Annotated in this window: 18 protein-coding genes; 8 read left to right on the forward strand and 10 right to left on the reverse strand. The window is 45.9% G+C overall.

The genetic code is table 11. From position 1 onward, the window contains the following. Positions 1-17: 17 nt before the first annotated feature. A complete protein-coding gene (gene kdpA / locus D0C36_RS12715; RefSeq protein ID WP_117392006.1) occupies positions 18-1,736 on the reverse strand; it encodes a potassium-transporting ATPase subunit KdpA in 1,719 nt (572 codons plus the stop codon). A 6-nt stretch (positions 1,737-1,742) separates the two neighbouring features. Next, on the reverse strand, positions 1,743-1,790 hold the full coding sequence (locus D0C36_RS24950; protein WP_394339845.1) for a potassium-transporting ATPase subunit F: 48 nt from the start codon (positions 1,788-1,790) through the stop codon (positions 1,743-1,745). Between D0C36_RS24950 and D0C36_RS24790 the strand changes: the two genes are divergently transcribed. Next, positions 1,777-1,980: a hypothetical protein gene (locus tag D0C36_RS24790; RefSeq protein WP_233524479.1), complete on the forward strand. Its 204-nt coding sequence runs from the start codon at positions 1,777-1,779 to the stop codon at positions 1,978-1,980. The two genes, D0C36_RS24950 and D0C36_RS24790, sit on opposite strands and share 14 nt — an antisense overlap. 196 nt (positions 1,981-2,176) lie before the next feature. On the opposite strand, the gene D0C36_RS12725 is transcribed toward D0C36_RS24790, so the two are convergent. Further along, positions 2,177-3,508 (reverse strand): sigma-54-dependent transcriptional regulator, encoded by a 1,332-nt coding sequence (locus tag D0C36_RS12725; RefSeq protein ID WP_117392007.1) that lies wholly within the window; start codon positions 3,506-3,508, stop codon positions 2,177-2,179. A gap of 115 nt (positions 3,509-3,623) precedes the next feature. On the opposite strand from D0C36_RS12725, the gene D0C36_RS12730 reads away from it, so the two are divergent. Together D0C36_RS12730 and D0C36_RS12735 are read left to right on the forward strand one after the other, a co-directional pair. Next, complete coding sequence (locus D0C36_RS12730; protein WP_117392008.1) at positions 3,624-4,253, forward strand: hypothetical protein; 630 nt, start codon at positions 3,624-3,626, stop codon at positions 4,251-4,253. Between the two features lie 143 nt (positions 4,254-4,396). Further along, positions 4,397-6,259 (forward strand): MGH1-like glycoside hydrolase domain-containing protein, encoded by a 1,863-nt coding sequence (locus tag D0C36_RS12735; RefSeq protein WP_199502014.1) that lies wholly within the window; start codon positions 4,397-4,399, stop codon positions 6,257-6,259. Positions 6,260-6,421: 162 nt separating this feature from the next. Here the strand turns inward: D0C36_RS12735 and D0C36_RS12740 are convergent, their stop codons facing one another. The 5 genes from D0C36_RS12740 to D0C36_RS12760 form a co-directional block, all read right to left on the reverse strand. Beyond that, complete coding sequence (locus D0C36_RS12740; protein WP_233524480.1) at positions 6,422-7,516, reverse strand: efflux RND transporter periplasmic adaptor subunit; 1,095 nt, start codon at positions 7,514-7,516, stop codon at positions 6,422-6,424. Further along, a complete protein-coding gene (locus tag D0C36_RS12745; protein ID WP_317126772.1) occupies positions 7,506-10,757 on the reverse strand; it encodes an efflux RND transporter permease subunit in 3,252 nt (1,083 codons plus the stop codon). The genes D0C36_RS12740 and D0C36_RS12745 overlap by 11 nt, the downstream gene beginning before the upstream one ends. A gap of 19 nt (positions 10,758-10,776) precedes the next feature. Beyond that, positions 10,777-12,159 carry a TolC family protein gene (locus tag D0C36_RS12750; protein ID WP_117392010.1) on the reverse strand — a complete coding sequence of 461 codons (1,383 nt, stop codon included), beginning with the start codon at positions 12,157-12,159 and terminating at the stop codon, positions 10,777-10,779. Positions 12,160-12,227: 68 nt separating this feature from the next. Beyond that, the gene (locus tag D0C36_RS12755) at positions 12,228-12,596 is read right to left on the reverse strand and encodes a hypothetical protein (RefSeq protein ID WP_117392011.1); all 369 of its coding nucleotides are present in this window, start codon (positions 12,594-12,596) and stop codon (positions 12,228-12,230) included. Between the two features lie 175 nt (positions 12,597-12,771). Then, positions 12,772-13,914 carry a CVNH domain-containing protein gene (locus D0C36_RS12760; protein ID WP_117392012.1) on the reverse strand — a complete coding sequence of 381 codons (1,143 nt, stop codon included), beginning with the start codon at positions 13,912-13,914 and terminating at the stop codon, positions 12,772-12,774. 215 nt (positions 13,915-14,129) lie between these two features. Between D0C36_RS12760 and D0C36_RS12765 the strand changes: the two genes are divergently transcribed. From D0C36_RS12765 to D0C36_RS12785, 5 genes are all read left to right on the forward strand, one after another. Continuing rightward, positions 14,130-15,764: an ABC-F family ATP-binding cassette domain-containing protein gene (locus D0C36_RS12765; RefSeq protein WP_117392013.1), complete on the forward strand. Its 1,635-nt coding sequence runs from the start codon at positions 14,130-14,132 to the stop codon at positions 15,762-15,764. 150 nt (positions 15,765-15,914) lie between these two features. Then, positions 15,915-16,289, forward strand: coding sequence for a hypothetical protein (locus D0C36_RS12770; protein WP_117392014.1), 375 nt, complete (start codon positions 15,915-15,917; stop codon positions 16,287-16,289). A 168-nt stretch (positions 16,290-16,457) separates the two neighbouring features. Beyond that, entirely contained in the window at positions 16,458-17,546 is a 1,089-nt protein-coding gene (locus D0C36_RS12775) for an efflux RND transporter periplasmic adaptor subunit (RefSeq protein WP_117392015.1), read from the forward strand. Between the two features lie 26 nt (positions 17,547-17,572). Next, positions 17,573-20,743: an efflux RND transporter permease subunit gene (locus D0C36_RS12780; RefSeq protein WP_117392016.1), complete on the forward strand. Its 3,171-nt coding sequence runs from the start codon at positions 17,573-17,575 to the stop codon at positions 20,741-20,743. Beyond that, positions 20,736-22,169: a TolC family protein gene (locus tag D0C36_RS12785; protein ID WP_117392017.1), complete on the forward strand. Its 1,434-nt coding sequence runs from the start codon at positions 20,736-20,738 to the stop codon at positions 22,167-22,169. Before D0C36_RS12780 ends, D0C36_RS12785 begins: the two co-directional genes overlap by 8 nt. A 182-nt stretch (positions 22,170-22,351) precedes the next feature. Here D0C36_RS12785 and D0C36_RS12790 read toward each other — a convergent pair whose 3' ends face one another. Then, positions 22,352-23,362, reverse strand: coding sequence for a DUF6268 family outer membrane beta-barrel protein (locus D0C36_RS12790; protein WP_117392018.1), 1,011 nt, complete (start codon positions 23,360-23,362; stop codon positions 22,352-22,354). Between the two features lie 88 nt (positions 23,363-23,450). Further along, positions 23,451-26,570 (reverse strand): efflux RND transporter permease subunit, encoded by a 3,120-nt coding sequence (locus D0C36_RS12795; protein WP_117392019.1) that lies wholly within the window; start codon positions 26,568-26,570, stop codon positions 23,451-23,453. Position 26,571: the final 1 nt, after the last annotated feature.

The following is a 26,571-nucleotide window of genomic DNA, read 5'->3' on the forward strand; positions in this document are numbered from 1 at the left end:
AGATTTAAGGTGAGGCATTATTTAAGCATTGAAAAGTGTTCGGCTATAGGGCCTAAAACCAGCGCCGGGAAGTATGATAATGCATTGAGCACCAATATCACCGCAAGGGTCATCATACCAAAGGTTATGGTATCGGTTTTAAGCGTACCGGCAGATTCGGGGATGAATTTCTTTTGCCCAAGCAAACCAGCTATAGCCACCGGGCCGACTATCGGCAGGAAGCGGCCCAGCAAGATGATCAAGCCAGTTGAAACGTTCCAGAAAATATTGTTATCGCCCAGGCCTTCAAAACCGGAGCCGTTGTTAGCGTTAGATGAAGTGTTCTCATACAACATCTCCGAAAAACCATGGTAGCCTGGGTTATTTAACCATGCCGAAGGCTTAACCGCCCAGTCGGCCGCACCGTGATTGGTGAACACGTAGCTGGAAAGTGCCGTGCCTGCCAATATTAAAAACGGACTAAGCAATGTTACCAAAGCAGCAATTTTTACTTCGCGCGCCTCAACCTTGTGCCCTAAAAACTCGGGCGTACGGCCAACCATAAGGCCGGAGATAAATACTGCAATGATGAGATAGATGAGGTAGTTCAACACCCCAACACCGCAACCGCCATAAAAGGAGTTGATCATCATGCCCAGCATTTGCCATAAGCCCGTCAAAGGCATGGTACTGTCATGCATACCGTTTACAGAACCGGTTGATACAATGGTAGTGAGCGTGCTCCAGTAAGCGGTAGCCATAGGGCCAATGCGCACCTCTTTACCTTCCATAGCACCGGTGGTTTGGCTGATGCCCATTTTAGCGATGGCAGGGTTACCGCCAAGCTCGCTGCTTATGGTAGGGATCATCAGCATGAACATACCCAACGTCATCACGCCGAATATCACCCAGCCCAGCTTCTTCCTGCGGATGAAATACCCGAAGGCCAACACCATTGCAATTGGGATGATCATTTGCGATACGATCTCAGTGATGTTGGTGATGTAATTAGGGTTCTCCAACGGGTGCGCCGAGTTTGCACCAAACCAGCCGCCACCATTTGTACCCAGGTGTTTGATAGCGATGAATTGCGCTGCCGGCCCGCGAGATACATTTACCGTATCGCCTTGCATAGAGATGAACTGATCTTTGCCCGCGTAGCTTGCAGGTGTTCCGTTAAAAGCCAATATCAAGGCAATAACTACTGATAGCGGCAATAGCAATCGTGTAATTGCGCGAACCAGGTAAACCCAAAAGTTGCCTACGTCGGTAGTGGTTTTATCGTGCAGGGCTTTAAATACTGCCACCGCACAGGCTATACCTGTAGCTGCACTTGTGAATTGTAAAAACATCAGCACAAAGTGTTGTATAAGATAGGTAGCACCTGTTTCGCCGCTGTAGTGCTGCAGGTTGGTATTGGCCACAAAACTGACGATAGAGTTAAAAGCCAAATCGGCCGACATGCCGGGATTACCATCCGGGTTTAGCGGGAGCTTGTCCTGGTACATCAACATAAAGAAACCATAGATGAGCCACAGCGAGTTGAGCGTTATCATGCCTTTTAAAAACTGTTTCCAGTTCATGGGTTGGTTAGGGTTGATGCCTGATAGTTTGTAGATGCCGCTTTCTATGGGCTTCATAAAATCGGTCCACACCTTTTCACCGGCGAACATTTTGGCCAGGTACTTACCCAGCGGTATGGCAATAAGCAGCGTTATTGTAAAGGAGACTAAGATCCCCGATAGTTCAGTATTCATTTTGTGTTAAAATTTTTCGGGTTTAAGCAGTACATACACCATGTATGCAAACACTGCAATGGAAATGATAAATAGTGCGATCATGATGTGTCAGATTTTTTCGAACCAGTCGATTGATTTAAAGAAGAACCTGCAGCAAACCAGCAATGCAAGCAAAAGGGCGATGGTGATCATTTTTGTTATTGTTTTCACCACCATTGGCAACGGGGATGCCAGCGGGATTGTCAATTATTTAACTAATTGATTTTCAATAAAATAACATATAGTCAAAATATCGACCAACAAAAAACCCTTCCATTTTGGAAGGGTTTAATATCATTTTGGGATGATGAAATGATTTTAATTGCTACCGCAAGCGTTGGGTGTTATATCGCTTAAAGAACACACCCCTGCACCCCTCTCGAGAGGGGAATCGCACTGGGCTTGGCTTTTAGAATTTCTTAGTTGATCTTGTACTCGTCCAGCTTGCGGTAAAGTGTGGTTACGCCAATGCCGAGCAGGCGGGCGGTCTCCGCTTTGTTGCCGTGGGTACGGGCCAGGATCTTTTGGATGTGCTGGCGCTCGATGGTGGCCAGGTTAACGGCATTGGGGTCGGTGTTGGAGTATTTAAAATCGGGCGGGAGCAAGTCGGCAGTGAGGGTATCGCTATCTGCCAGTATGGTTACGCGCTCCATCACGTTCTTTAGTTCGCGGATATTACCTTTCCAGTTGTGGCTGTTCAGAAGCGACGCAAACTCCTCATCCATTTTAGGTTGTTTCTTACCGGCTTTGGCCGAGAAATCCTTGAGGAAGTAATTCGCAAGCAGTGCAATATCAGCCTTCCGCTCGTTCAGTGATGGCAGGGTGATGGTGAAGACTGATAAGCGGTAAAACAGATCGAGCCTGAAACGACCTGCTTCGGCTTCCGTTTGCAGATCGCGGTTGGTGGCAGCTATGATACGGATGTTCACTTTGGTTAACTGTGTATCGCCAACGCGGATATAGGTTTTGCTTCCCAGCACACGCAGCAGTTTGGCCTGCAGATCGAGGCTCATTTCGCCTATCTCATCCAAAAAAACGGTGCCGTGCTGTGCCTCTTCCAGCAAACCTTTTTTATCTTTTAAGGCACCTGTAAAGGCGCCGGCTTTGTAACCAAATAATTCGCTTTCTAAAAGCTCAGCCGTAAAACTGCTGCAATTAATAGCCACAAATGGCATCTGCCTGCGCTCGCTCTCGTGATGGATGGCTGATGCAAAAACCTCTTTACCTGTGCCTGTCTCGCCCAAAAGCAAAACAGTGGTATCGGTTACTGCAACGCGGCGAGAAAGGGAGACAGCTTCCTGTAAAGCTTTTGAATTGCCAATGATATTGGCGAAACTAACTTTAGCGCCTGCTTTCCTTTGCTGATCAAAAGCCTGCTTCTGCAATACAGCTTTTTCTATTGCCTGGCTTACAAGCGGGATGATCTTATCGTTATCATCACCTTTAGTGATGTAGTTGAAAGCACCGTTCTGGATAGCTTTTACGCCATCGGCAATAGTACCATAGGCCGTAAGGTTAATTACTTCTATGTAAGGCCTCTTCTCTTTAATGGTTTTCACCAAGTCAACGCCATTTACGTCGGGTAACTTTACATCGCTTAGTACCAGCAGAACATCTTCCTGCTGTAGCAGCTTAAGGCCTTCTTTACCGGTAAAAGCCTGCAACACCCTGAAACCTTCCAGCCCGATAATGCGCGAGAGCAGATCGTTCAGTTTCTTTTCGTCGTCGATGATGAGGATGGTGTGCTGCATTCTTATGCAATAGTATGATTTATTGTTCAGAATTGATTTAATCCATCAAAATAGCAGAGGGTAGATATCCCGTTAATTTTGTATCATTGAAGTTAATTATCACAATATAAAATATATGAAGAAACAATTACTCCTCATTATTCTTTTCGGAACATTCTTTTGTTTTAGAGCATCAGCACAAGACCAGGGCGGCGGTTGGGATAAGCGCACAAACGTATACGGCGTTGAAACCCGCACAAATGCATTTGAAGTAGGCGCAGAGTATCTACTACCGGGTGGCGGCGATTTTGGAAACGTGTACAAGAACGGTTTTGGCGGTGCGTTACGATACAGGTTTGGCGTTGCACAATACAAAAGCCTTCTGGTAAGTGCCGGTTACAATACCTTTAAAGGCGAAGTGGCTTTACCCGGCAACAATGCCCCGGTTAACGTACGCGCAAACTTTATTCCTATTAAAGTTGGGATGAAATTTGGCCTTTCTGATTATGTGTATTTAGCAGGCGAAGTAGGTACTACCATTGGCCTTGGTGTAAAAGGTATTGATGATGTTAACCTTTTTGTAAGAGACTCATACCAGATAAAGGGTGCCCTATTTAATTTTGCGCCATCGTTCGGTATCCTTATCCCATCAAAAAATAAAAATTATTTAGACCTCAGCATTCGTTACGAAGGTATGAGCGTTAACCGCGATTTTAACTTTTTCACAGGTATAAGAGCTGCTTATGGCTTTAACATAGCCCGATAGGTTTCTGCTTAAAGCATCAAAAATAAAGGCCGGGAGTAAATAACCGGCCTTTATTTTTTTATAAATTTCAGTATGCCTGTTTCTTAACGATGTTGTTTAATTGTGTGTAATTATCAGTATATATTAGTTTTTTTGTTGTACGTATGAATAACTCATTTAAACTGTGCAACCAATTGCGTTTGCTAACCGCCATTGCTCTATTGGTAACGTTCTGCTCTACATCAGTTTGTTATGCGCAACAACAAGTATATAACAAGGAGCTTTTAAAACTAAAAGCGGCGGCCAGGCTTAAGCTGTCTGCCCAGGTTGATGAGTTTAACAATTACACAGACCGCCCCGAGTCTGACGGGCCTTTTAATAAAACCAACAACAAAGCTTTCTTGCTTCAAAATACGCCATTGTTTCTTGCGTCAGACAGCACTATTAACAAGGTATATAACTACCGTTGGTGGATGATAAGCAAGCATCTGAAACAGTATAACGACCCTTACGACAATAAACAGTACTGGGTAGTAACAGAATTTTTTGGCCCGCGCCCATGGGCATCGCTCAGCGGGGCAATTACCTGCCCCGCAGGCCAGCAGTTTTATGATGTACGATGGCTGCGCGACGGCAAATTCCTGAGATCTTATGCCGATTATTTTATGAAAGGCTCGGCATCAAAGCTTAACCAGCGCGAGAACGGCAACTTCCTAACCTATATGAGTCGCCCGGAAAGCCACCATTTTTCGAGCTGGATGATAAACGGGGTTGATGCTTTCCTTAAGATCCATCCCGATAACAAATGGCTGCATAGCGAGCTGCCCTACCTGGAGAAGCATCAGCAGGTATGGGACAGCCTGTTCACTGTTAAAAACCCGGCGGCCAAAACAGCAGGTATGTATAAGATCTTAGACCTGTATGATGGTATGGAATTTAGTCTTTCGGCAGTTTTAGGATTGATCCACAGCGATGGAGCTTACAGCCTTTACACCGCCGATAACTGGCGCAATTACTACCTGGGATGGGGCACCGATAACAATGCGGCAAAATCAGAACAGGCTAAAGAGTATCCTAAAGCTTTCCGCAAAGGCTATCCTGATTTTTACCTGGCAAGGCCATCTATCAATAGCTACATGTACGGTAACCTGCAATCATTAGCCACTTTATACGCGGTTGATGAGGCTATATACCCGCAGGATAAAAAAGCACAAAAGGCAAGTATGTATGCTAAAAAGGCTGAGCGCCTACAGCAAAAAGTGCTTAATGTGCTTTGGGATAAAGATGAACAGTTTTTTAATACCCTAAGTGCCGGCGACAATGAATATGGTGCTCATGACTATGAAGCAAAAGTGCGCGAATCGGTGGGCTATACGCCCTGGTATTTTGATCTCATCCCCGGCAAAAATTATACAGAGTACGGCAAAGCATGGGAAATGTTCTCGTCGCGCAAGGGTTTCTACAATACATCCGGCATGACCACCGCAGAGCAGCAACACCCCTACTACAACGAGCGTGCCTACGCCTGGAATGGCCGCGGATGGCCTTTTGAAAACTCAGTAGTGTATAAGGGCTACGCAAATTACCTTAGGGATTATAAAAAGAACAGTACACAGGCCGAGAAAGAACTCCTGTTAGATCATATTGAAAAACTGGCCAAATTACACGGCGATAAACAACTTAATATAGGCGAGTGGTATATACCAAGCGATGGCAAAACCTTCGGTGGCGAACAGGATTATTTCCACTCTACCTTCCCGGATATCATTATTGAAGATCTGCTGGGTTTTAAGGCATCGCACAACAACAGCTTTACCGTAGCACCGCTGCTACCTAATGGCAAATGGGATTATTTTTACCTTGGCAATATCCGCTACCATAACCACGATGTTGATATCATCTGGAAAAAAGACTGGGATGCCAAAAAATCCGGCAATCAAAGCAAATTATGTGTTTGGGTTGATGGTAAACTAATCGCAAGCAGCGCTTCGCTAAACGGCAATCTGCTTGTTAAGCTACCTAATTAAGTATTTGCTAAGCAAGCATTAAGTTAAATTTACCTAAGCAGCACGCTGTCAGGCAATATCAACTAAGCCGCTTTACTTTCGTAAGGCGGCTTAGTTATTAAGGGCGCTATTGTTTACGTGGTAATTATTCCCGTTAATTTACATTTGCTGAGCCGCCAGGAGCTACTTAATATCTGTTCCCTCTTTTAGCTCATCGCCCGCGTGGAGTACCACTTTCTCTCCGGCCTTTACGTTACCGAATACCTCGGTTGAATCACCGGTGCTAATGCCTTCCTTAATATCAGAGAATACAGCCTTGCCATCCTTCACCCGCACCACATATTGCCTTTCTGTTGATTGCACGATGGCGCTGCTTGGTACTAACAATGATTTAGCACCAGAGCGCAGCGGTATCTTTACCTCGCTGTACATACCTGGCTTAAGGGCGCCGCTTTTGTTTATCACATCTATCTCAATGGCTTCAGAGCGCATGGTTCCCAAAGCATCTGCCGAGCGGCTGATGTAGGCACTGTTCTGCTTGCCCGGGATGGCGTTAAAAACAAAGCTTACCTGCTGTTTCAGGTCTACTTTATCCACATAGTTCTCGGGGATCATTACCTCTAAACGCAGCTTTTGGTTGTCCTGCAGAACCAGCATAGGCTGGTCGCCAGATTTGCCCGGACCAACCAGTGCGCCTGCCGAAACATTACGTTGCACAATAGTACCATCAAACGGCGCACGGATGTTCAGATAATCTTGTACATCTTTCATCGAGGTTACGTTTGACCTCTCAGATTGCGCAACGGCTTCGTCGGCTTTCATTTTGGCCAAAGCATTATCCAAATCCAAAGGCGAAACCGCACCGGCCTCTTTCGCGGCCTCTTTCAAACGGCGATATTTCTCGCGACTCGCGCCGGCACTTTCCTGGGCTTGCAGCAAACGGGCATTGGCTGCCTGTAACTGCGATACCATCTCCGGTGCTTCCAAAACGGCCATCAGCTGGCCTTTGTGCACTACCGAGCCGCGGTCAACGTAGATCTGTTTCACAAAGCTGTTTATCTTGGCAAATATGTTAACCTCGTTAAATGGTTTTAATTGCCCGGGCAGGCGCACATAGCTCGACAGGGCTTTTTCTACCACCGTGCCTGTTTCAAATTTGCTTGCGTCTTTAGCGGTCTCTTTACCTTCGGCTTTTGTTATGTCAACGGGCTTTTGTGCGCCGCCGCAACCGGCTGCCAGTGCTGCAACGGCAGCTATCATTATTATCTTATATTTCATTGTATTGAGGTTCTTTAAGTTGGATTTCGGTTTCAGCATCATCGGGCATAAGTGATGGCGATATGTAGGTAGTTTTGTTTTGCACCCAGGCAAACACCAGCGGCAGAATGAACAACGCAGCTATGGTAGATGCGATCAACCCGCCTATCACCGCACGGCCAAGCGGCGCTGATTGTTCACCTGCTTCGCCCAAACCCGATGCCATAGGGATCATACCGGCTATCATGGCTAAACTGGTCATCAATATCGGCCTTAAACGGATGGATGCACTGGTGACCGATGCGCGGGTAGCATCACGATATTCCAGCCTTAATTTCTCCGCATTGGTAACGATCAAAATTGCGTTGGCTACCGATACACCGGTAGACATGATCATGCCCATGTACGATTGCAAATTGAGGGTAGAGCCTGTTATTAACAACATTACCAACGATCCCAGTATTACCGCAGGCACAGTTGAAAGTACCGTAAGCGATACTTTTAACGACTGATAGTTAGCCGCCAGCAACAGGAATATCACCAATACGGCGAACGCCAACCCGTTCTGTAAGCTGTCCAATGTTTCGGTTAACAGGTTTGACATACCCTCGGTGCGTACCACCACACCTTTTGGCGGGGTGCCCATCGCATCTATGGCTTTTTGCACGGCTGTGGTTGCGGTACCCAGATCTTTATGGTTGATGTTGGCACTAACTGTCAGGTAACGGCGTGGCCCGCGGCGGTCATACTCACCGGGGACGTAGTTGGTTTTAAACTCGGCCACATCGCCCAATACCGGGCTGCTCTGGCCGCGTACCAGCGGGATCTCGCGCAGCTCGTCCATAGTGTTCATTACAAACTCGGGCACTTGCACCTGCACCTGGTAGGTGTTGGCACCTTTCTCATCCAGCCATTGGTTTTTCTCGGTAAAACGGCTTGATGATGTACTGGCTGTAACCGAGCGGGCAATATCCGTAATGTTCAATCCCATCTGGGCTATCTTCAAACGGTCAAGCTTTATGGCGATGATAGGGAAGCGCAATGGTTGGTTGATCTGCACATCGCGCAGATAATCTACTTGCTTCAGCTTATCAACCAGTTTGGTGCTGTAGCTTTGTATTTGGCTTACATCCTTACCCGCAACCGTCACCTCAATAGGTGTTGATGCACCCTGGCTCATGATCTTCTCGGTCATGTCTATCGGCTCAAAAGTTATGCGCATCTCGGGAAGCGAGTAGGCCATGTTCTTGCGCAGGGCTTCTTTAAAGTCATCCATGTTTACATGGTAATCCTCGTCCAAATTCACCTGTATCACAGCTTCGTGCGTACCGGTGTTAAACACGTAAAGGTTACTCACACCGTAGCTGCTGGGTATCAATCCCACAAAGCCCGAGCTGATGGCCACGTGGTGGTTTGATGTACTATCAATAATGCTCAGCACCTGTTTAAACTTGGCCTCGGTGCGCTCCAGGCGGGTGCCATCCGGTTCTTTTATGCGGATCTGGAACTGGCCGTTATTCAGCTTCGGCATCATATCCTTACCTATCACCACGTAGCAAATACCCGCCAGCACAAATACCGCCACCAGGTAAACCGGCACAATAGCACGCTTCTTCGGCATCCAATTGCTAATGATATTCATGAAACGCATTTTTACCCGCTCAAACAGATCATTCTTTTCGGGATGCTCCTGTTCTTCTTTGGTATGAGAGTTTACCTGCCCGCGTTCCTGGTGGTCTAAACCCTCGCCTGCATGGGCGTGCACCTCTTCGTGATGGTAGTGTTGATATTGTTCGGCTTTTATCAGCCAGTTGCTGAGTATCGGCACCAAAGTTTGGGCAATGATGTACGACACGATCATGGTTAAACCGATAGACAGCGACAGCGGCAGGAACATGGCCTTTGGTACACCATTCATCATAAATGATGGCGCAAACACCGCCAGGATACACAAAAGGATAAGCAACAGCGGGAACGAGATCTCCTCACAGGCATCATAAATGGCCAGCCGCTTGGATTTACCCATTTCGAGGTGCTGGTGAATATTCTCTATGGTCACCGTTGCCTGGTCGACGAGGATTCCGATTGCCAGTGCCAAACCACTCAAGGTCATGATATTGATGGTTTGGTGGAATATACTCAGCAGCATTACACCGATAAGGATAGAAACCGGGATAGTGATCACCACGATAAGACTGCTCCGCCAGTCGCGCAGGAAAAGCAATACCATTAAACCGGTAAGCAAGGCACCCAGGCCGCCCTCGGTCATTAAGCTTTTTACCGCGTTGATCACGAATACCGATTGGTCGAACTCGTATGATACTTTCACATCATCGGGCAATAAACTCTGGATATCCGGAAGCTTAGCCTTAAGCGATTGCACTACCGACCAGGTAGAAGCATCGGCCGTTTTTACCACAGGGATGTATACTGAACGTTTGCCATTGATCAAAGCATAACTCACGGTAACGTCGGCACCATCGGCAACGCGGGCAACATCTTTAATAAATACAGGTGTACCGTTTTTGGTAACCACCGGGATATTGCCAAACTCATCTACATTTTTGATGAGCGTGTTCATGGTGGTCACAAACATGGTATTATCCATTCGCAGGTTACCTGACGGCGACATTACGTTGTATTTGGCCATGGCAGCCACCACCTCATCGGGTGTTAAACTGTAACTACGCAGTTTATTAGGATCAACGCTGATAATGATAGAGCGCGAGTTGGCCCCAAACGGTGGCGGTGCTGATAAACCTGCTACCGACGAGAACGTTGGCCTTACGCGCGTAGTAGCCAGATCATATATATCTTTCAAACTACGCGTTTTTGAAGACATTACCAGCTGGCCTACAGGTAATGATGAGGCATCGAAACGTAATACCTGTGGTGGCAATGCACCGGGCGGGAAAAACTTCATTGCCCGGTTTACCTGCAGGGCTACCTGTGCCGAGGCCTCGGCCATATCGGTACCTTCGTAAAAACTGAGTTTTAGCAGGGTTAAGCCCTGTATATTTTTACTGGTAATACTTTTTATACCGTTTACATAAAGGAACTGATCCTGCAAACGGGTGGAGAAGAAACCTTCCATCTGTTGCGGCGACATCCCCCCGTACGATTCTATTACGTACATAGTGGGCATGTTTAGCTGAGGGAAAATATCTATTGGAATTTTTATTGCACTTAGCACTGAAAATATCAGCAAGCTCACCACGATAATTACCGTGGTAACCGGCCGCTTAAGTGCTGATGTAACCATTGACATATTGTTATCCTGATTATTTTAAAAGATTTAAGATGGCACTAACCTGATTCTCTATCACCGCTTTCTGGAACAGCGCACGGCAGTAACTGAATTTTGCCGATGTGTAATCGTTCTCGGCACGGTAAAGCAGGTTAAGCGCTGCGTTTAGTTCAATGATATCGGTTAACCCGTTTTTATAAAGGCTGAACTTTTGGCGGTAAGCCGCATTGGCTGCAGTTAATTGCTTCGGTATTTCGTGCAAACGGTCAAGCGCCGAAGCTACGTTGGCATCAGCCTGGCTACTGCCCGCAGCAATCAGCGCTTTTTGCTCGTTCAGCTTTTTCTGCGCGTAAACGGTGCTTGCCTTTTGGGTATTTAATTTAAGCTTGCGTTTGTTGATATCGAACAGGTTATAGCTGATACCCACGCCCACCAGGTAGTTACCACGGTCAAAACCCCAACCGGTACCCAGCGGGCCAAATTTATCGTTGGCATCAATACTCGATCCGCGGCCCCAGGCAGCGGCCTCTAACATAATTTTTGGCGAGTAGCTTTTCTTTACCAGGTTCTCTTTCTGTACACTGCTGTTGTAAAGCGAGCGGTAGTAATTGATAACCGGATGGTTTACCGTATCGGCATTAAACAAGCTAAACTCGGCGGTATTTTTTGCCAGAGTTTGCTGGGTGGTGGTATCGGCAATAATACTGTCAGCAGGGATATTACTTAAGGCCGATAATCTTATCTGGATCTGCTTTTTCTGGTTCACCAGGTCGATATAAGTCAACCTCGATTTTGAAATTTCTGCCTCGGCAATACTGGTATCCACACCAGCACGGATACCGCTGCGGGCAAGTGCCTGGATAGATCGTCTTATTTCCTGGTTGCGCTTAATATTACGCTCCTGTATGGTGATGAGGTCCTGCAACAGGCCTAATTGCAGGTAGCTATCAATAGAGGTAGCCTCAAGCGTGTATTTTGATTGCTCAAATTGCTTTTGCTCTACATCCACATCGGCGGCGGCAGCTTTGTTTGCTGCACCATAGGCGCCAAAGTTGTACACTTCCCAGTCAAGGGCGGCAATACCGAGATTTACCAGCGTTGCTGATGAGTTACTCTCCGTACGTACCCCGCGCGAATTTGACGGAACTATACCATAGGCAAAATAAGGCCCGGCAACGTTGTTGTTGGTACCCACATCGGCCTGGTAATTTAATTTAAGTGAGGGTAGCCAATTGCTTTTTACATCATTGGCCTGCGCCTGTTTTATCTGGATAGCCGCCGCATCGGTCATTAAAGCGGGGGCGTTGGATGATACTTTATCTAAGAGCGTGTTTAAGCCAATGCTCTTAGGGTTTTGTGCATTAACGGTAGCCGGCAGCAATAAAACAAGCAGCCAGCATTTTCTTATACTGAACATTTTTAGTCGTGATATGAATAATGAAACAATAAACCGCTGCTGTTAAAAGCAGTGATAAAAGTTCTTATTCAGATCGATAAACGAAGGGTAGTAAGATACACCGGTTGCGACGGCACAAACAGCTTTTTGGCGAAAACGTCCCCGGCTTTAAAGGCAACTGCAGCTGCAAAACGGCTAAACAATAAACTCAGCAAGGCACCTATCCCCATCAAAAAAGGGATAACCGGTGCAGGGAATAACTCGCCCGAGGCATCTTTGCAGAACTCGGTATCGTTAAGGCTGTCAATACGATATTTGGTAAAGCTTTTTACCAGTATGGTAGGGTGCTCATCAATGGCTGATAGCCGGGCATGTAAAACAAAGCCAATAAAAGGCTTGGCAATAAATAAAATTGCTGCCAGCGCTAATATCAATTTAAAATAAGCCTTGCGGTACATACTGTTTAGTTAACGCAAAATTCAACAAAGAATTTATCAGAATGTGTATGCGTAACACGAATGTTGCAAATGTGGCATCACCCTGGTTAAACACATCAACAAAAAAAGCCTGTAAGTTTATGGCTTACAGGCTTTACACTATCTACTTTATATACAATTAGGAGCTATAAAACCCTTATTCTGCTTTTAATTGACCGTTGGAGTTGGCAATCTCATGTTTAATATCCAAATCGGTAACATCAAGTGCAGTATCAACCCTGTTGCCCTTCATGTTTAGACAAGACGCCGACAGGGTAACTTTGATATTTTGCGATGAGTTGCGATAAGAACCTACCGGCTTAAAAGTATCTGCCTGCGTACCTGCCGCTTTTGATATAACCAAAACGCCATTATTGTTATCTATCTGCGTATTGGCCGCCAGTTTTGAAATATCAAGCGACGAATCTATGTACTTACCTTCGATATTCTTGCATTGTGCCGATAGTATAAGCTTAACATTATCTGCCGTATTTATAAAAGAGCCTGCAGCGGTAAACGTTACCGAAGGCGCAGCCAGGGGCGCACACTCTTCTTTAGTACAAACAGATACCGCATTGGCAATATCTTTTATAAGGAAACCTGCATTTGCTAATAACAATACAACTTCGGCAATAAAAGCAACCCCTTCTGTAGCAAACCATACCGTAAATTGCGCAATAGCAAATGCCGATGCAGTTACCCAATCAAACCAGCTGGCTTCTTCGGCCCACGATTTCAGGATCGCCTTAAAACACGATGCCTTCAATAAACCACCGCCTATTTTAAACATTAATTTGCCTTTTTGGTAAGCGGTATTTGCCTTGTCAAAATCGTTAAACAAGCGCGTAAACTTATCGGCAACCGGCCCAAATTCGGCTAAAAAAGCATGATACATCCTATCACTTGCACTTGTTCTTATACCCACCATACTTAATACAAACAAGCCCGAGCTTAGCATTGCTTTACCAACAGCCTTTGTACACGGTGTATAAAGTTTAGTAATATCAAATAGTTCTTCATCGCTTAACTCAGTAATTTTTGCCCCCGGTATTACCATACTTTGCACCAACTGCGCTGTTTTGGCGTTGGCTGCAGATGGCGTTGGTATCACAACAACATTAGCAGGTTGCTCGGCCAATTTACCTAACGGCGAATTGGGGTCGGGCTCGGTATCTTTAAGGATATTTTGTACAAGCTCGTCATTGTGCTTTTTAAGTGTAGCGGCCTGCTCGGGGAACCAGTCACGAAGTTGGTTTAAAGCATTCTGAATGCTTTCAGGGTTTAGTGGAGTAATTTCCATTTAGCAATAAGGTTTTAAGTTGTTATTAATTGATTGCTTATACGCGCGGCAATAACATTAGTTAACCCTCATTTTAAATTTTAACCTAAGGATAAGAAAGCCAGGCCTTTATTTTTCTACGCCTATAAGAAAACCATATTGACGTCATTTCATACCTGCAACTGTAATTCTGCGTCTTTAGCGTATCTTTGCGCAAAATTCAATATCTCCATACAGTGATCAATGTTAACAACATCTCCGTTTCATTTGGCGGAACAACTTTATTTAGCGATGTAACCTTCTCTATCAACGAGAACGACAAAATAGCCCTCATGGGCAAGAACGGTGCGGGCAAGTCAACCATCCTTAAAATAATTGCAGGTGCAGCCAAACCAACTACGGGCAACGTAACCGGCCCAAAAGAGGCTGTAATTGCATACCTGCCACAGCATTTACTCACTCAGGATAACGTTACTGTTTTTGAGGAAACCATGAAGGCTTTTGACGAGGCCAATAAAATGCAGAAAGAGCTTGATGAGGTAAACGAGCAGCTTAATACCCGCACCGATTACGAAAGTGACGACTACATGAAGCTGATTGAGCGCGTATCTGAACTGAGCGAGAAGGTTTACTCGGTTGAAGAGGTAAACTACGACGAAGAGATAGAAAAAGTATTGAAAGGTTTGGGCTTTGAACGTAAAGACTTTAACCGTCAAACTTCAGAATTTTCGGGTGGATGGCGCATGCGCATTGAGCTGGCCAAGATACTGCTGAAAAAACCCGACCTGATACTATTGGATGAGCCTACCAACCACATGGATATTGAAAGTATCCAATGGCTGGAAGATTTCCTGGTTAACTCAGCAAAAGCGGTAATGGTGATCTCGCACGACCGTACGTTTGTTGATAACATTACCAACCGTACTATTGAGGTTACCATGGGCCGCATATATGACTATAAGGCCAAATATACCCACTACCTGCAACTACGTGCCGAGCGCCGCGTACACCAGTTAAAAGCCTACGAAGAGCAGCAACGCTTTATTGCCGATAACCAGGAGTTTATAGACCGTTTCAGAGGCACATATTCTAAAACGCTGCAGGTGCAATCGCGCGTAAAAATGCTGGAGAAACTGGAAGTTATAGAAATTGATGAGGTAGATACTTCGGCATTACGATTAAAGTTCCCGCCGTCACCACGATCTGGCCAGTACCCCGTAATGGTTGAGGACCTTACAAAGAAGTACGGCGATCATACCGTATTCCAGAATGCAGCTATGGTAATTGAGCGTGGTGAGAAGGTTGCCTTTGTTGGTAAAAACGGTGAAGGTAAATCAACCATGATAAAAGCCATAATGGGCGAAATTGATTTTGAAGGCAGCTTAAAAGTGGGCCACAACGCCAAAATAGGTTACTTTGCCCAAAACCAGGCGGCTTTGTTAGATGAGAATCTTACTGTATTTGAAACCATTGACCAGATCCCGCTTAGCGATGGTACTGTAAAGATCAAAGACCTGTTAGGCGCGTTTATGTTTAGTGGTGATGACACTACAAAGAAAGTGAAAGTACTATCAGGCGGTGAAAAAACACGTTTGGCGATGATCAAATTACTGTTAGAGCCCGTGAACGTATTGATACTGGATGAGCCTACCAACCACCTGGATATGAAAACCAAAGACATTATTAAAGATGCCTTAAGAGATTTCGATGGCACATTGATCCTGGTATCGCACGATCGTGACTTTCTTGATGGATTGGTGAAAAAAGTATTTGAGTTTGGTAACAAACGCGTACGCGAACATTTTGAAGACATTAAAGGGTTCCTGGCCTACAAAAAAATGGACAACTTAAGGCAGATAGAGCAACGCTAAAAAATTTCTCTTCATCCTTAACATAACAGTATATTACTAAGCAAACCCCACCGGTTTGCTTAGTAATGTTAAATAAATGAGAATTTCATAAATATTTAGTCTGCTGAACTATTAAGACTAAAAATTCGTTCTTATTTTTGCGCGCGATACATGAGGTTCATTATCATACTTTTCTTTTCACTGTGCCACCTTATTACAAAGGCCCATGACCCTAACTTCGATGCTAAAGGCAGCCGGATGGTCAGCTTTATGCATTTTGATGGCAAAAGCAAAGACAACACCTTTATTCACGCTACCGCAGACATAAACGGCCAGGATGAGTTGGTTATTGATATCGATGATGATGACAACGACCTTATATCGGCCCGTAAATACACATTGCTGGTTAAAACGGCAATAATTCAATTCTACCTGCAGCTTTTCCCCGGTTTTTACCAAAACACATCCAAAAACCCACTCAGCTGCCCACAACAGTTAATTACCTCCACAAATAGGTACATCAGCCAACGGGCTTTACGTATCTGATAAGCACCTGTGCATCAATTTGCGCACAAGGTGTGATCATTCTTTGCGTGTAAGCAACATCATTTAAACCGGCTCTCTGTTGCTGCTACAATTTAAGTACCCGATGCTTTCTTAAAACTTAACCCGGTTTATTGCCCGCTCTCGAAATCTAATTTTTTTAAATATACCATGACCAGGAATGTACTGTTCGTTGCGCTGTGTGTGCTGTTATACAACACCGGCTGTACCTCGAACAAAGAAGAAAAAACGGAAGAAGAAGTTGCCACTTATGCTGCAACAAGCCCGTTAAAAATTGATACCTCTTACACTAAAGAGTATGTATCTCAAATAAAATCCGTACGCAACATCGAAGTTCGGGCACAAGAAAAAGGCTATCTGCAAAAAATATATGTAGACGAAGGCCAGTTTGTAAAAGCCGGCCAACCGCTTTTCAGGATAATGCCGCAGGCCTTTGAGGCCGAGCTGCAAAAAGCCGAAGCCGAGACCCGTTCTGCAGAATTGGAACTGCAAAATACCAAAACACTGTCTGACCAAAACATCGTTTCAAAAAGCGAGTACCTGCTGGGCAAAGCCAAGCTCGACCAAGCTAAGGCAGAACGTAACCTTGCCAAAATGCACCTTTCGTTCACAGAGATTAAGGCGCCGTTCAGTGGTATAATTGATCGCATTCCGCTTAAACTGGGTGCGCTGGTTGATGAAGGTGCTCTGCTCACAAGCTTATCAGACAATAGCCAGATGTTTGCGTATTTCAACGTATCAGAACCCGAGTACCTTAACTACCAAATGGATGTAAAAACCAGGGGCGAACGCCATGTTGAGTTACAGTTGGCTAACGGCCAGCCTTTTAAATATAAAGGTGATGTTGAAACCGTTGAGAGCGAATTTGACAGCGAAACAGGAAATATTGCCTTTAGAGCAAGGTTTAACAACCCCGATAAATTGCTGAGGAACGGTGAGACAGGTAAGGTGTTAATGACCATGCCTTTCAAAAATGCACTGGTGATTCCTCAAAAAGCCACTTACGAAGTGCAGGATAAGATCTATGTTTTTGTGATAGGTAATAACAATGAGGTACGGTCAACCAATATCCAGATAAGCGCTACCATGCCCGATCTGTACGTGGTGCAAAGCGGCCTTTCGGCTAATGATAAGATCTTGTTAGAAGGTGTTCAAAAAGTACGTGATAATGATAAGATCAAGTACAAATTCCAGAAGCCGGAAGAGGTTCTTTCTCAATTGAAGTTAAAAGCGGAATAATTATTCCATCCTAAATAAAGAATTAAATGTTTAATAAATTTATTCAAAGGCCGGTTTTGTCGATAGTGATATCGCTCATGATCGTCTTTTTAGGGGTGCTGGCCATCACGTCTTTGCCGGTAACCCAGTTCCCGTCCATCTCTCCCCCAAAGGTGAACGTAACAGCCGATTATCCGGGCGCTAACGGCGAGCTGATGATCAAAGCCGTTGTAATTCCGCTTGAGAGGGCACTTAACGGTGTGCCGGGCTTAAAGTACATGACATCAGACGCGGGTAACGATGGTGAAGCATCTGTACAGTTAGTATTTAACCTCGGTACCGATCCTAACCAGGCCGCGCTAAGTGTGCAAAACCGTGTAGCATCGGTAGTAAATAAACTGCCGCCGCTTGTAGTGCGCGAGGGTGTTAAGATAAGCCGTGAGGAGCCCAACATGCTGATGTATGTTAACCTTTACAGCAAGGATAAATCCATGGACCAGAAGTTCCTGTACAACTTTGCCGAGATCAATATCCTGTCAGAGTTAAAAAGGGTTAACGGCGTGGGCTTTGCCGATATTTTGGGTAACCGCGACTATGCCATGCGTATATGGCTGAAGCCCGACCGTATGCTGGCCTACAAAATATCTGCCGATGAAGTAATGGAAGCCTTGGCTGCCCAAAGTTTAGAGGCATCGCCCGGCAAAACCGGCGAAAGCTCTGGTAAAAGATCGCAGACCTTTGAGTATGTACTGAAATACTCGGGCAGGTTTACTACCAAAGAACAATATGAAAATGTAGGCCTAAGGGCTAATGCTAACGGAGAGATACTACGACTGAAAGACGTGGCCACGGTAGAATTTGGTAGCTCGATGTATGATATCTACTCTAACCTTAATGGCAGGTCTTCTGCGGCTATTGTGTTAAAGCAATCGTACGGCAGTAACGCCAGCCAGGTTATTAAGGATGTGAAGGCAAAGATGGCCGAGATCAAGAAAACATCGTTCCCTAAAGGGGTGGATTACGAGATCAGTTACGACGTATCTAAATTCCTGGATGCCTCTATCGAGAAAGTAGTGCACACCCTGGTTGAGGCATTTATATTGGTGGGCATTGTGGTATTCCTGTTCCTGGGCGACTGGCGTTCTACCATTATCCCGGCCATGGCGGTGCCTGTATCGCTTATCGGTACGTTTGTGTTCATGCAATTCTTTGGCATTACGCTGAACCTAATTACCCTTTTTGCACTGGTACTGGCTATTGGTGTGGTGGTAGATGATGCCATTGTGGTAATTGAAGCCGTGCACGCTAAGATGGAAGAAGATCATCTTTCTCCATTAAAAGCTACACAACAGGCCATGCATGAAATTGCCGGTGCTATCATCGCTATCACCTTCCTGATGGCGGCAGTGTTTGTGCCGGTAGCATTCATGTCGGGCCCGGTGGGTATTTTTTACCGGCAATTCTCCATTACCATGGCAACAGCTATTGTACTATCGGGTATTGTTGCTTTAACGCTTACGCCTGCCTTGTGTGCTATGATCCTGAAGAATAATCATGGCAAGGCCAGAAAGAAAACTTTTGTAAACCGTTTCCTTGACGGCTTCAACAACAAGTTCAACAAAACCCAGGATAAATACCAAAACACCCTGGGGCGTATTGTTACCCGCAGATCGGTTACGTTGATCACCTTACTTGCCTTTTGTGCGGGTATCTACTTGTTTAACAATACGGTGCCTACGGGCTTTATCCCTAATGAAGACCAGGGGATGTTCTATGCCGTTATCCAAACGCCGCCGGGCTCTTCGCTTGAGCGTACCAATGATGTTGCTTTAAAGCTGCAAAAAATTGCCGAAACGGTTGATGGTGTACAGTCTGTATCAGCACTGGCTGGTTATGAGATCCTTACTGAGGGTACGGCTTCTAACTCAGGCTCCTGCCTGGTAAACCTTAAAGATTGGAGCGAACGCAAGCACTCGGTACAGCAGATCATTAACGAGCTGGAAGAGAAATCAAAAGAGATCCCTGGTGCTAACATCGAATTCTTTCAGCCGCCTGCGGTGCCTGGTTACGGTGCTGCCGGTGGTTTCGAACTGCGCCTGCTTGATAAGGGTGGCTCGGGCGATTACAAGCTGATGGAAAGTGTAAGTAATGATTTTGTAAAAGAACTGAGCAAACGTAAAGAACTGGCTTCGGTGTTCAGTTTCTATAGTGCCAGTTATCCACAGTATATGCTGAGGGTTGATAACGACCTGGCCCTGCAAAAAGGGGTTACAGTTGATAACGCCATGAATACCCTATCAACCATGGTGGGTAGTAACTACGAGATCAGTTTCATCAAGTTTGGTATCAACTACAAGGTTATTGTACAATCGAGCCCCGAGTACCGTGCACAACCGGATGATATCCTGAAGCTGTATGTGAAAAACAACCGCGACGAGATGGTGCCATACTCCGACTTTATGAAGCTGGAGAAAGTATACGGCCTGTCAGAGATCACAAGGCATAACATGTACAACTCATCAGAGATCAGCGGTTCTGCAGCGCCGGGTTACAGTAGTGGTACTGCTATTAAGGTGATACAAGAAGTAGCCGAAAAAACGCTGCCACGTGGTTTTGGTATAGGCTGGGCAGGTATCTCTGCCGATGAGGTGGCCCAGGGTAACCAGGCCTTCTACACCTTCCTTATTTGTTTAGGCTTTGTTTACCTCATCCTTGCGGCACAGTATGAGAGCTTTATCCTTCCGCTATCGGTTATCCTGTCGTTACCGGCGGGTATCTTTGGTGCCTTCCTGTTATTGAAGCTAACCGGGCTGGAGAACAACATCTATGCACAGGTAGCCATGGTAATGCTCATAGGCTTGTTAGGTAAAAACGCCGTGCTTATTGTGGAGTTTGCTGTGCAGCGCCATGCTGCGGGCAAGTCTGTTTTAGAAGCCGCCATGGAAGGTTCAAAAGCAAGGTTTCGCCCAATTTTGATGACCTCGTTCGCATTTATTGCGGGTTTAATACCGCTGGTAATTGCTTCAGGGCCGGGTAAAGTTGGCAACCGTACTATTGGTACTGCCGCCGCCGGCGGTATGCTTTTAGGTACCATTTGTGGTGTGTTTGTTATCCCGGGTTTGTATTTCATATTCGGTACCATAGCAGAAAAACGCAAACTGGCCAAACACGAAGTTGAGAATCCGTTCACCGAAGAAATTGACAATAACCATGTATAATTTTAATAAATATAAAGGTATTGGTATACTGGCAGTTTGCCTGGCTGTAGCGGGTTGTAAAGTACCTGCTATAACTAAGCTGGGCGAAAATAAGCCTATGCCTGGCGTATATAACAACAATGCCGATACCACCAATATAGCCACCCTGCAATGGCGCGATTTTTTTACGGATGCCAACCTGGTAAACCTGATTGATACTGCGCTTAAAAATAACCAGGAGCTAATGAGCACCCTGCAGGAGATAGAAGTTGCCAAAAGCGATATCGGTATAAGGCAAGGCGCTTTATCGCCGACTGTTGGTTTGAGAGGCGGGGCAGGCCTTGAAAAAGCCGGCCGTTACACCAGCCAGGGTGCGGGCGATGCGTCAACCGATATTACACCGGGCCGTGAAGTGCCAGACCCACTGGCCGATTATAGGATAGCCGCCTACGCAGATTGGGAAGTAGACATCTGGAAAAAACTTCATAATGCTAAAAAAGCGGCAGTTGCCCGCTACCTGTCATCAGTAGAAGGCAGAAATTTTGTGGTGACCAACTTGATAAGCGAAATTGCCAACGCTTACTACGAGTTGCAATCATTAGATACACAGCTGGCCATTGTGCGCCAAAGTATAGAGGTACAAAAGAATGCCCTTGCAATAGTGAAGGTACAGAAAGAAGCAGCACGTGTAACGGAACTGGCCGTACAAAAATTCCAGGCAGAAATATTGGACTCGCAGGAGTTGGAGTACGAAACGTTGCAAAAAATAAGGGAGACTGAAAATGATCTTAACTTATTGCTGGGTCGATATCCGCAGGAGATCGTTCGTAGTAAAAATGATTTCTTAACCCTTACCCCTGCAGCGGTACATACCGGTATCCCTTCGCAGCTACTGGCCAACAGGCCCGATGTAAAAAAGGCCGAACTTGACCTTGTTGCTGCCAAGCTGGATGTGAAAGTTGCCCGTGCGGAGTTTTACCCGTCCTTCAATATTTCTGCGGCGTTGGGCTTCCAGGCGTTTAAGCCAAGCTATTTGTTTAAGTATCCGGGCTCGTTGATCTACTCGGTAGCGGGTGAAATTGCAGCGCCGCTGATCAACAGGGCAGGCATCAGGGCCGAGTTTAACAGTGCCAACGCACGCCAGTTACAGGCTTTGTATAACTATCAAAAAGTAATACTAAACGCCTACATGGAAGTGAATACACAAATGTATGCTATTGATAACCTGGAGAAACGCTACAGCCTTAAATCACAACAGGCCGATGCGTTAATTAAGTCGGTAGACATCTCCAACAAATTATTCAAAGCGGCCCGTGCCGATTACTTTGAGGTATTAATGACCCAAAGAGATGCCCTGGCCACAAGGCTTGAATTGGTTGAGACCAAAAAAGCCCAGCTTACTGCTGTAAATACCATTTACCGCAACCTGGGCGGTGGCTGGCGATAAACAATACCCAAGGATTAAAAACAAAAGGCTGCCGGCAGATAACCGGCAGCCTTTTTCATGCCCCCCGGCAGGATGAGGCTTAAAAACCAACCTCAAGCCTGTATCATTTGCCGCGTATAACAGTAATTTTAATATTAGTATTGTTGCGATAAAATAAGCATCCGGCGCCGTAAAACATCACGTTAAAAAACCGGCAGCAACGACAGCGTAAAGTTGAAGTAGAAAGAATTGGCGCGGTCGTTTTTCAGGAAGTAATCGCTGGCATCTTTTCTGATATCAAACCCACGCGATTGCAGCGGGGTAAGCAACCCGGCATTTACGCCTATCATAAACTTTTTGGCTATACGGTATTCCAGTCCCGGCCCGGTTTTAATATCTACGTTGCTGTAGCCCACATCGGCAGGTAATGATGGATTATTGTAACTGGCAAAGGCCATGGTACCGGCAAGGCTTGCGCCAAAGCTACCGTAAAACTTTTGGCTTAAAGGCTTTCTCAGCATTACCTGTTGCGGCAGGTTAAGGTTAAGTTCTACTCCATTCTGGTATCTGCGCCAATAGCTGTACACCGGCGCTACGGGCACCTTAAGAAAAGGATCAATGTTAACCAATATACCAACCGCGCTCCTTACATCTTTGGTTTGCTTAATTGTAAATATCACTCCACCCAAATAACTTATCCTTTGTATAGATTGTGCTTTTGCGGTGAGGCCGCTGATGCTGGCCGTGTAGATAACCTGGTGGCCAAATAATGAATCGGCACTGATGAATGAGGCTGTGAAGCCAACACTTTGCCTGGTAACGCTTCGCCCTTCAAGGAAAGACATATCAGGAGAAGTCAGTGTCAGGTCGCTAAGGTGAACGTTCTGTTGCAAATAACTTACCGTAGCATTTAATGAGTTTTTGCCCCATTTTTTTAGCGGGATGTTAAAAAGCGCAGAGATACGTTCCTGGCGTATCTTCCCGTCATACAGTTTATTGCCATTCATAATGGTGGTTACGTCAGTTTTGGGGATGATATCCATACTAAAAGTTGCCTGGCGCAGCAGCGGGTTAGCAACAGCGGCTTCGGTTAAATAAACTTTGCGTATAGAGTCGGCCATTTGCTGGCGGCGTTCTGCAGGGCTTTGTGCATGTACATGAGTTATGAGGGCGGAGCCAAGCAGCGCCGCTAAAGTAAGGGGTAAGTTTTTCATGATGTTAAAGAATGGAGAGAAATAAGAGGCGGCGGTATAGGAGACCCGCCACCTCATTTTGGATATATAGGAGTTGATTAGTGGAACATTACGGTGCGGCCAGTTTCATCTCAGGCGCTTTCTTTTTTTGAAAACGGTTCTTTAGCTTTTCTATAATGAGATACATTGATGGTACCACAAACAGGGTAAGGATCATTGAACTGGTAAGCCCGCCTATGATAACCCACGCCATGCCGTTTTTAATTTCAGACCCGGCACCGCTTGCTATAGCTATGGGCAGCATACCTAATATCATGGCCAGGGTGGTCATCAATATAGGGCGAAGGCGTTCGCGGCCTGCCTCAACTAAAGCTTCCTCAACAGAGCGGCCCTCTTCTTTCAACTGGTTGGTAAAGTCTACTATCAGGATGGCATTCTTAGATACCAGCCCCAGCAGCATAATTACCCCGATGATAGAGAATATGTTCAGCGTTTCCATGGTTAAGGCCAGTGCTAACAGGGCACCTATCAAAGCCACCGGGATAGAGAACAATACTACAAAAGGGTAAATAACACTCTCGTACAAAGCCACCATTATCAGGTACACCAGTACAATGGCTGTTATAAGTGCTAAGCCCAGGCTGGCAAATGCGTCGCCCTGATTTTTAACATCGCCCAGGTATTCTATCGAAACGCCTTGTGGTGGTTTAATACTTTTGGCTTTCTCTTTTATCTCATTAGCAATAGTACCCGTTGGGCGGCCCGCTACGTTGGCATTAACGGTGATGGAGTTAAGTCTGTCGCTGCGCTCCAGTACCGATTCACCAAGGCCCTCTTTTACTTCTGCAAACTGGCTAAGCACAAAGGTTTGCCCGTTGTTATTGATGAAGGGCAGGTTACGCACGTTGCTGATGTCCCTGCGGTCGCCTTTACCGAAGCCCACAAGGATATCATACTCTTTACCGGCCTGTTTAAATTTGCTATCGTCGTTACCGCTAAAGGCATTTTGCAATGCCATACCTACCTGTGTGGCATTGAGGCCCAGTTGGGTCATCTTATCACGATCGAGTTTTATCTCAATTTGTGGTTTGGGATCTTTAACCGATAGTTTTACAAATTGCGTACCCGGCACGCTGCTCACAACCTTCATGTACTGCTCTGCAATATCGCGCACCGCTTTCAGGTCAACACCTTTTACTGCTATCTGGATAGGCGCCTGGTTACCACCGCCCGATACTGATGTAGGCGATGCTGTTATCTTCACGCCGGGTATCTCCGCACTCAGTTGTTTTTGCATATCTATACCAAACTCTTCGGCGGTTAGCTTGCGGTCGTTTTTATCTACTAATGATACGGTGAGCTCTGAAAGGTTGGCGTTGTTGCCAGCCCCCTGCACACCACCCGATACGAAACCGATGCTCGAGAATACGTTCTTTACCTCGGGCCGTTTCATGATCATCGCTTCTATCCGTTGCGTTACCATATTGGTTTGGTAGATGGACGATGCCGGGGCCATTTCAACGTTGATCATCAACTCGCCCTGGTCGGCACTGGGGATGAACGCGCCACCAACAAAACCTGCAGGTATAAGCGCAATGCTGCCGATGATAAGCACAATAACACCCGACAGCACCCAGCGCTTTTTGTGCAAAGCCTTATGCAGTATACGGCCATAAGTTTCTTTTATTACATCAATAAAATGCTCAAAACCCAGGTTAAGCCTGCCCCAAAGGGTATCTTTTGTAAGATGCTCCACGCGGCCAAACTTGCTGGCCAGCATAGGTGTAACTGTAAATGATACAAACAAACTCATGAGCGTGGAGAATACTACTACCAGCGAGAACTCGCGCAAAAGAGAGCCGATGATACCGCCCGACATCGCCAGAGGAAGGAACACAACAACATCTACCAGGGTGATGGCCAGGGCGGTAAAACCGATCTCGCTGCGGCCTTCAATAGCCGCAGTTTCTTTATCTGAACCCATTTCTAAGTGGCGATATATGTTCTCTAATACCACAATGGAGTCATCTACCAGGATACCCACTACCAGCGACATGGCCATCAGCGTCATTAAATTGAGCGAGAAGCCGGCCAGCAGCATGGCAATAAACGTAGGGATGATGGATGATGGCAGCGCCACCAGTACAAACATAGAGCTACGTACGCTGTGCAAAAATGCCAGCATCACTATACCCACAATTACCACGGCCAGCCCAAGATCTTCCATCACGCCATCGGCTGATTTGAGGGTGTAGATAGACTGATCAGACGATACCGTAAACTTGAGGTTATTGTTAGGGTACTGTTTTTCTATATTGATGAAACTTTCTTTTACGGCCTTGCTCACGTTTACCGCATTGGCATCAGATTGCTTAATGATCTGGATACCGATAGACGGCAAACCGTTAATATGGTTAATGGCGGTTGGTTTTTTGGTGCCATCTATCACCTCGGCAACATCTTTCATGTAAATGCTGCCACCACCGGGCTGCTGTTTTACGATGATATTGCTGATCTGCTCAACCGAGGTTACGTTGGCGTCATACTGAATAGTTAACTGCTCGTCTTCAGTCTCGATACTACCTGCCGGGAACGACTGATTGGCATTGCTCACCGCATCCGTCACCGAGGCTATACTTAGCCCGTAAGAGCGCAGTTTACTTTGGTTAACGTTAACCTGTATCTCGCGCTCATCACCACCAATAATGTTTACCTGGCCAACGCCCGATACATTTTGCAGTACAGGCTTTAGTTGCTGGTCAACAAAATCATACAAGCCTTTTGAGGCAAGCGTAGAGGTAACACCCGCGCGGATAACCGGCGCTTCCTCAAGGTTTACTTTGTTAATAATGGGTTTATCGATGTTCTTTGGCAAATCGCTTTGCGACTGGTCTGCCTTGCGCTGTACATTGGCTTCGGCTTCATCGATATTGGTACCTGCCTTAAACTGGATAATGATCTGCGAAAGACCTTGCTGTGAATTGGAGTTGATCTTATCCAAACCTTCTATTGCGGCAAAGGCGTCTTCCAGTTTTTTGGTTACTGCCGTTTGCACCTCTGGCGCCGATGCACCTGCGTAAACCGTGTTAACAGTAACAGTTGGCACCTCTATTTTAGGCAGCAGATTATAGTTAAGCTTAAAGTACGATTGTGCACCGAATAATATGAGTATCGTGAAAATTACCAAGATAAGTAAAGGCCGTTTTACGGCAACTTCTGCTATTGACATA

The organism is Mucilaginibacter conchicola (assembly GCF_003432115.1).
Taxonomy (GTDB): domain Bacteria; phylum Bacteroidota; class Bacteroidia; order Sphingobacteriales; family Sphingobacteriaceae; genus Mucilaginibacter; species Mucilaginibacter conchicola.

What these genes read in the sequence shown, in the direction of transcription:
- D0C36_RS12785 (WP_117392017.1), top strand. Translation starts at nt 20,736, where the DNA reads ATGTATAATTTTAATAAATATAAAGGTATTGGTATACTGGCAGTTTGC.
- D0C36_RS12740 (WP_233524480.1), bottom strand. Translation starts at nt 7,516, where the DNA reads ATGAAATATAAGATAATAATGATAGCTGCCGTTGCAGCACTGGCAGCC.
- D0C36_RS12770 (WP_117392014.1), top strand. Translation starts at nt 15,915, where the DNA reads ATGAGGTTCATTATCATACTTTTCTTTTCACTGTGCCACCTTATTACA.
- D0C36_RS12760 (WP_117392012.1), bottom strand. Translation starts at nt 13,914, where the DNA reads ATGGAAATTACTCCACTAAACCCTGAAAGCATTCAGAATGCTTTAAAC.
- D0C36_RS24790 (WP_233524479.1), top strand. Translation starts at nt 1,777, where the DNA reads ATGTATGCAAACACTGCAATGGAAATGATAAATAGTGCGATCATGATG.
- D0C36_RS12795 (WP_117392019.1), bottom strand. Translation starts at nt 26,570, where the DNA reads ATGTCAATAGCAGAAGTTGCCGTAAAACGGCCTTTACTTATCTTGGTA.
- D0C36_RS12775 (WP_117392015.1), top strand. Translation starts at nt 16,458, where the DNA reads ATGACCAGGAATGTACTGTTCGTTGCGCTGTGTGTGCTGTTATACAAC.
- D0C36_RS12755 (WP_117392011.1), bottom strand. Translation starts at nt 12,596, where the DNA reads ATGTACCGCAAGGCTTATTTTAAATTGATATTAGCGCTGGCAGCAATT.
- D0C36_RS12745 (WP_317126772.1), bottom strand. Translation starts at nt 10,757, where the DNA reads ATGGTTACATCAGCACTTAAGCGGCCGGTTACCACGGTAATTATCGTG.
- D0C36_RS12725 (WP_117392007.1), bottom strand. Translation starts at nt 3,508, where the DNA reads ATGCAGCACACCATCCTCATCATCGACGACGAAAAGAAACTGAACGAT.
- D0C36_RS12735 (WP_199502014.1), top strand. Translation starts at nt 4,397, where the DNA reads ATGAATAACTCATTTAAACTGTGCAACCAATTGCGTTTGCTAACCGCC.
- D0C36_RS12780 (WP_117392016.1), top strand. Translation starts at nt 17,573, where the DNA reads ATGTTTAATAAATTTATTCAAAGGCCGGTTTTGTCGATAGTGATATCG.
- D0C36_RS12750 (WP_117392010.1), bottom strand. Translation starts at nt 12,159, where the DNA reads ATGTTCAGTATAAGAAAATGCTGGCTGCTTGTTTTATTGCTGCCGGCT.
- kdpA (WP_117392006.1), bottom strand. Translation starts at nt 1,736, where the DNA reads ATGAATACTGAACTATCGGGGATCTTAGTCTCCTTTACAATAACGCTG.
- D0C36_RS12790 (WP_117392018.1), bottom strand. Translation starts at nt 23,362, where the DNA reads ATGAAAAACTTACCCCTTACTTTAGCGGCGCTGCTTGGCTCCGCCCTC.
- D0C36_RS12730 (WP_117392008.1), top strand. Translation starts at nt 3,624, where the DNA reads ATGAAGAAACAATTACTCCTCATTATTCTTTTCGGAACATTCTTTTGT.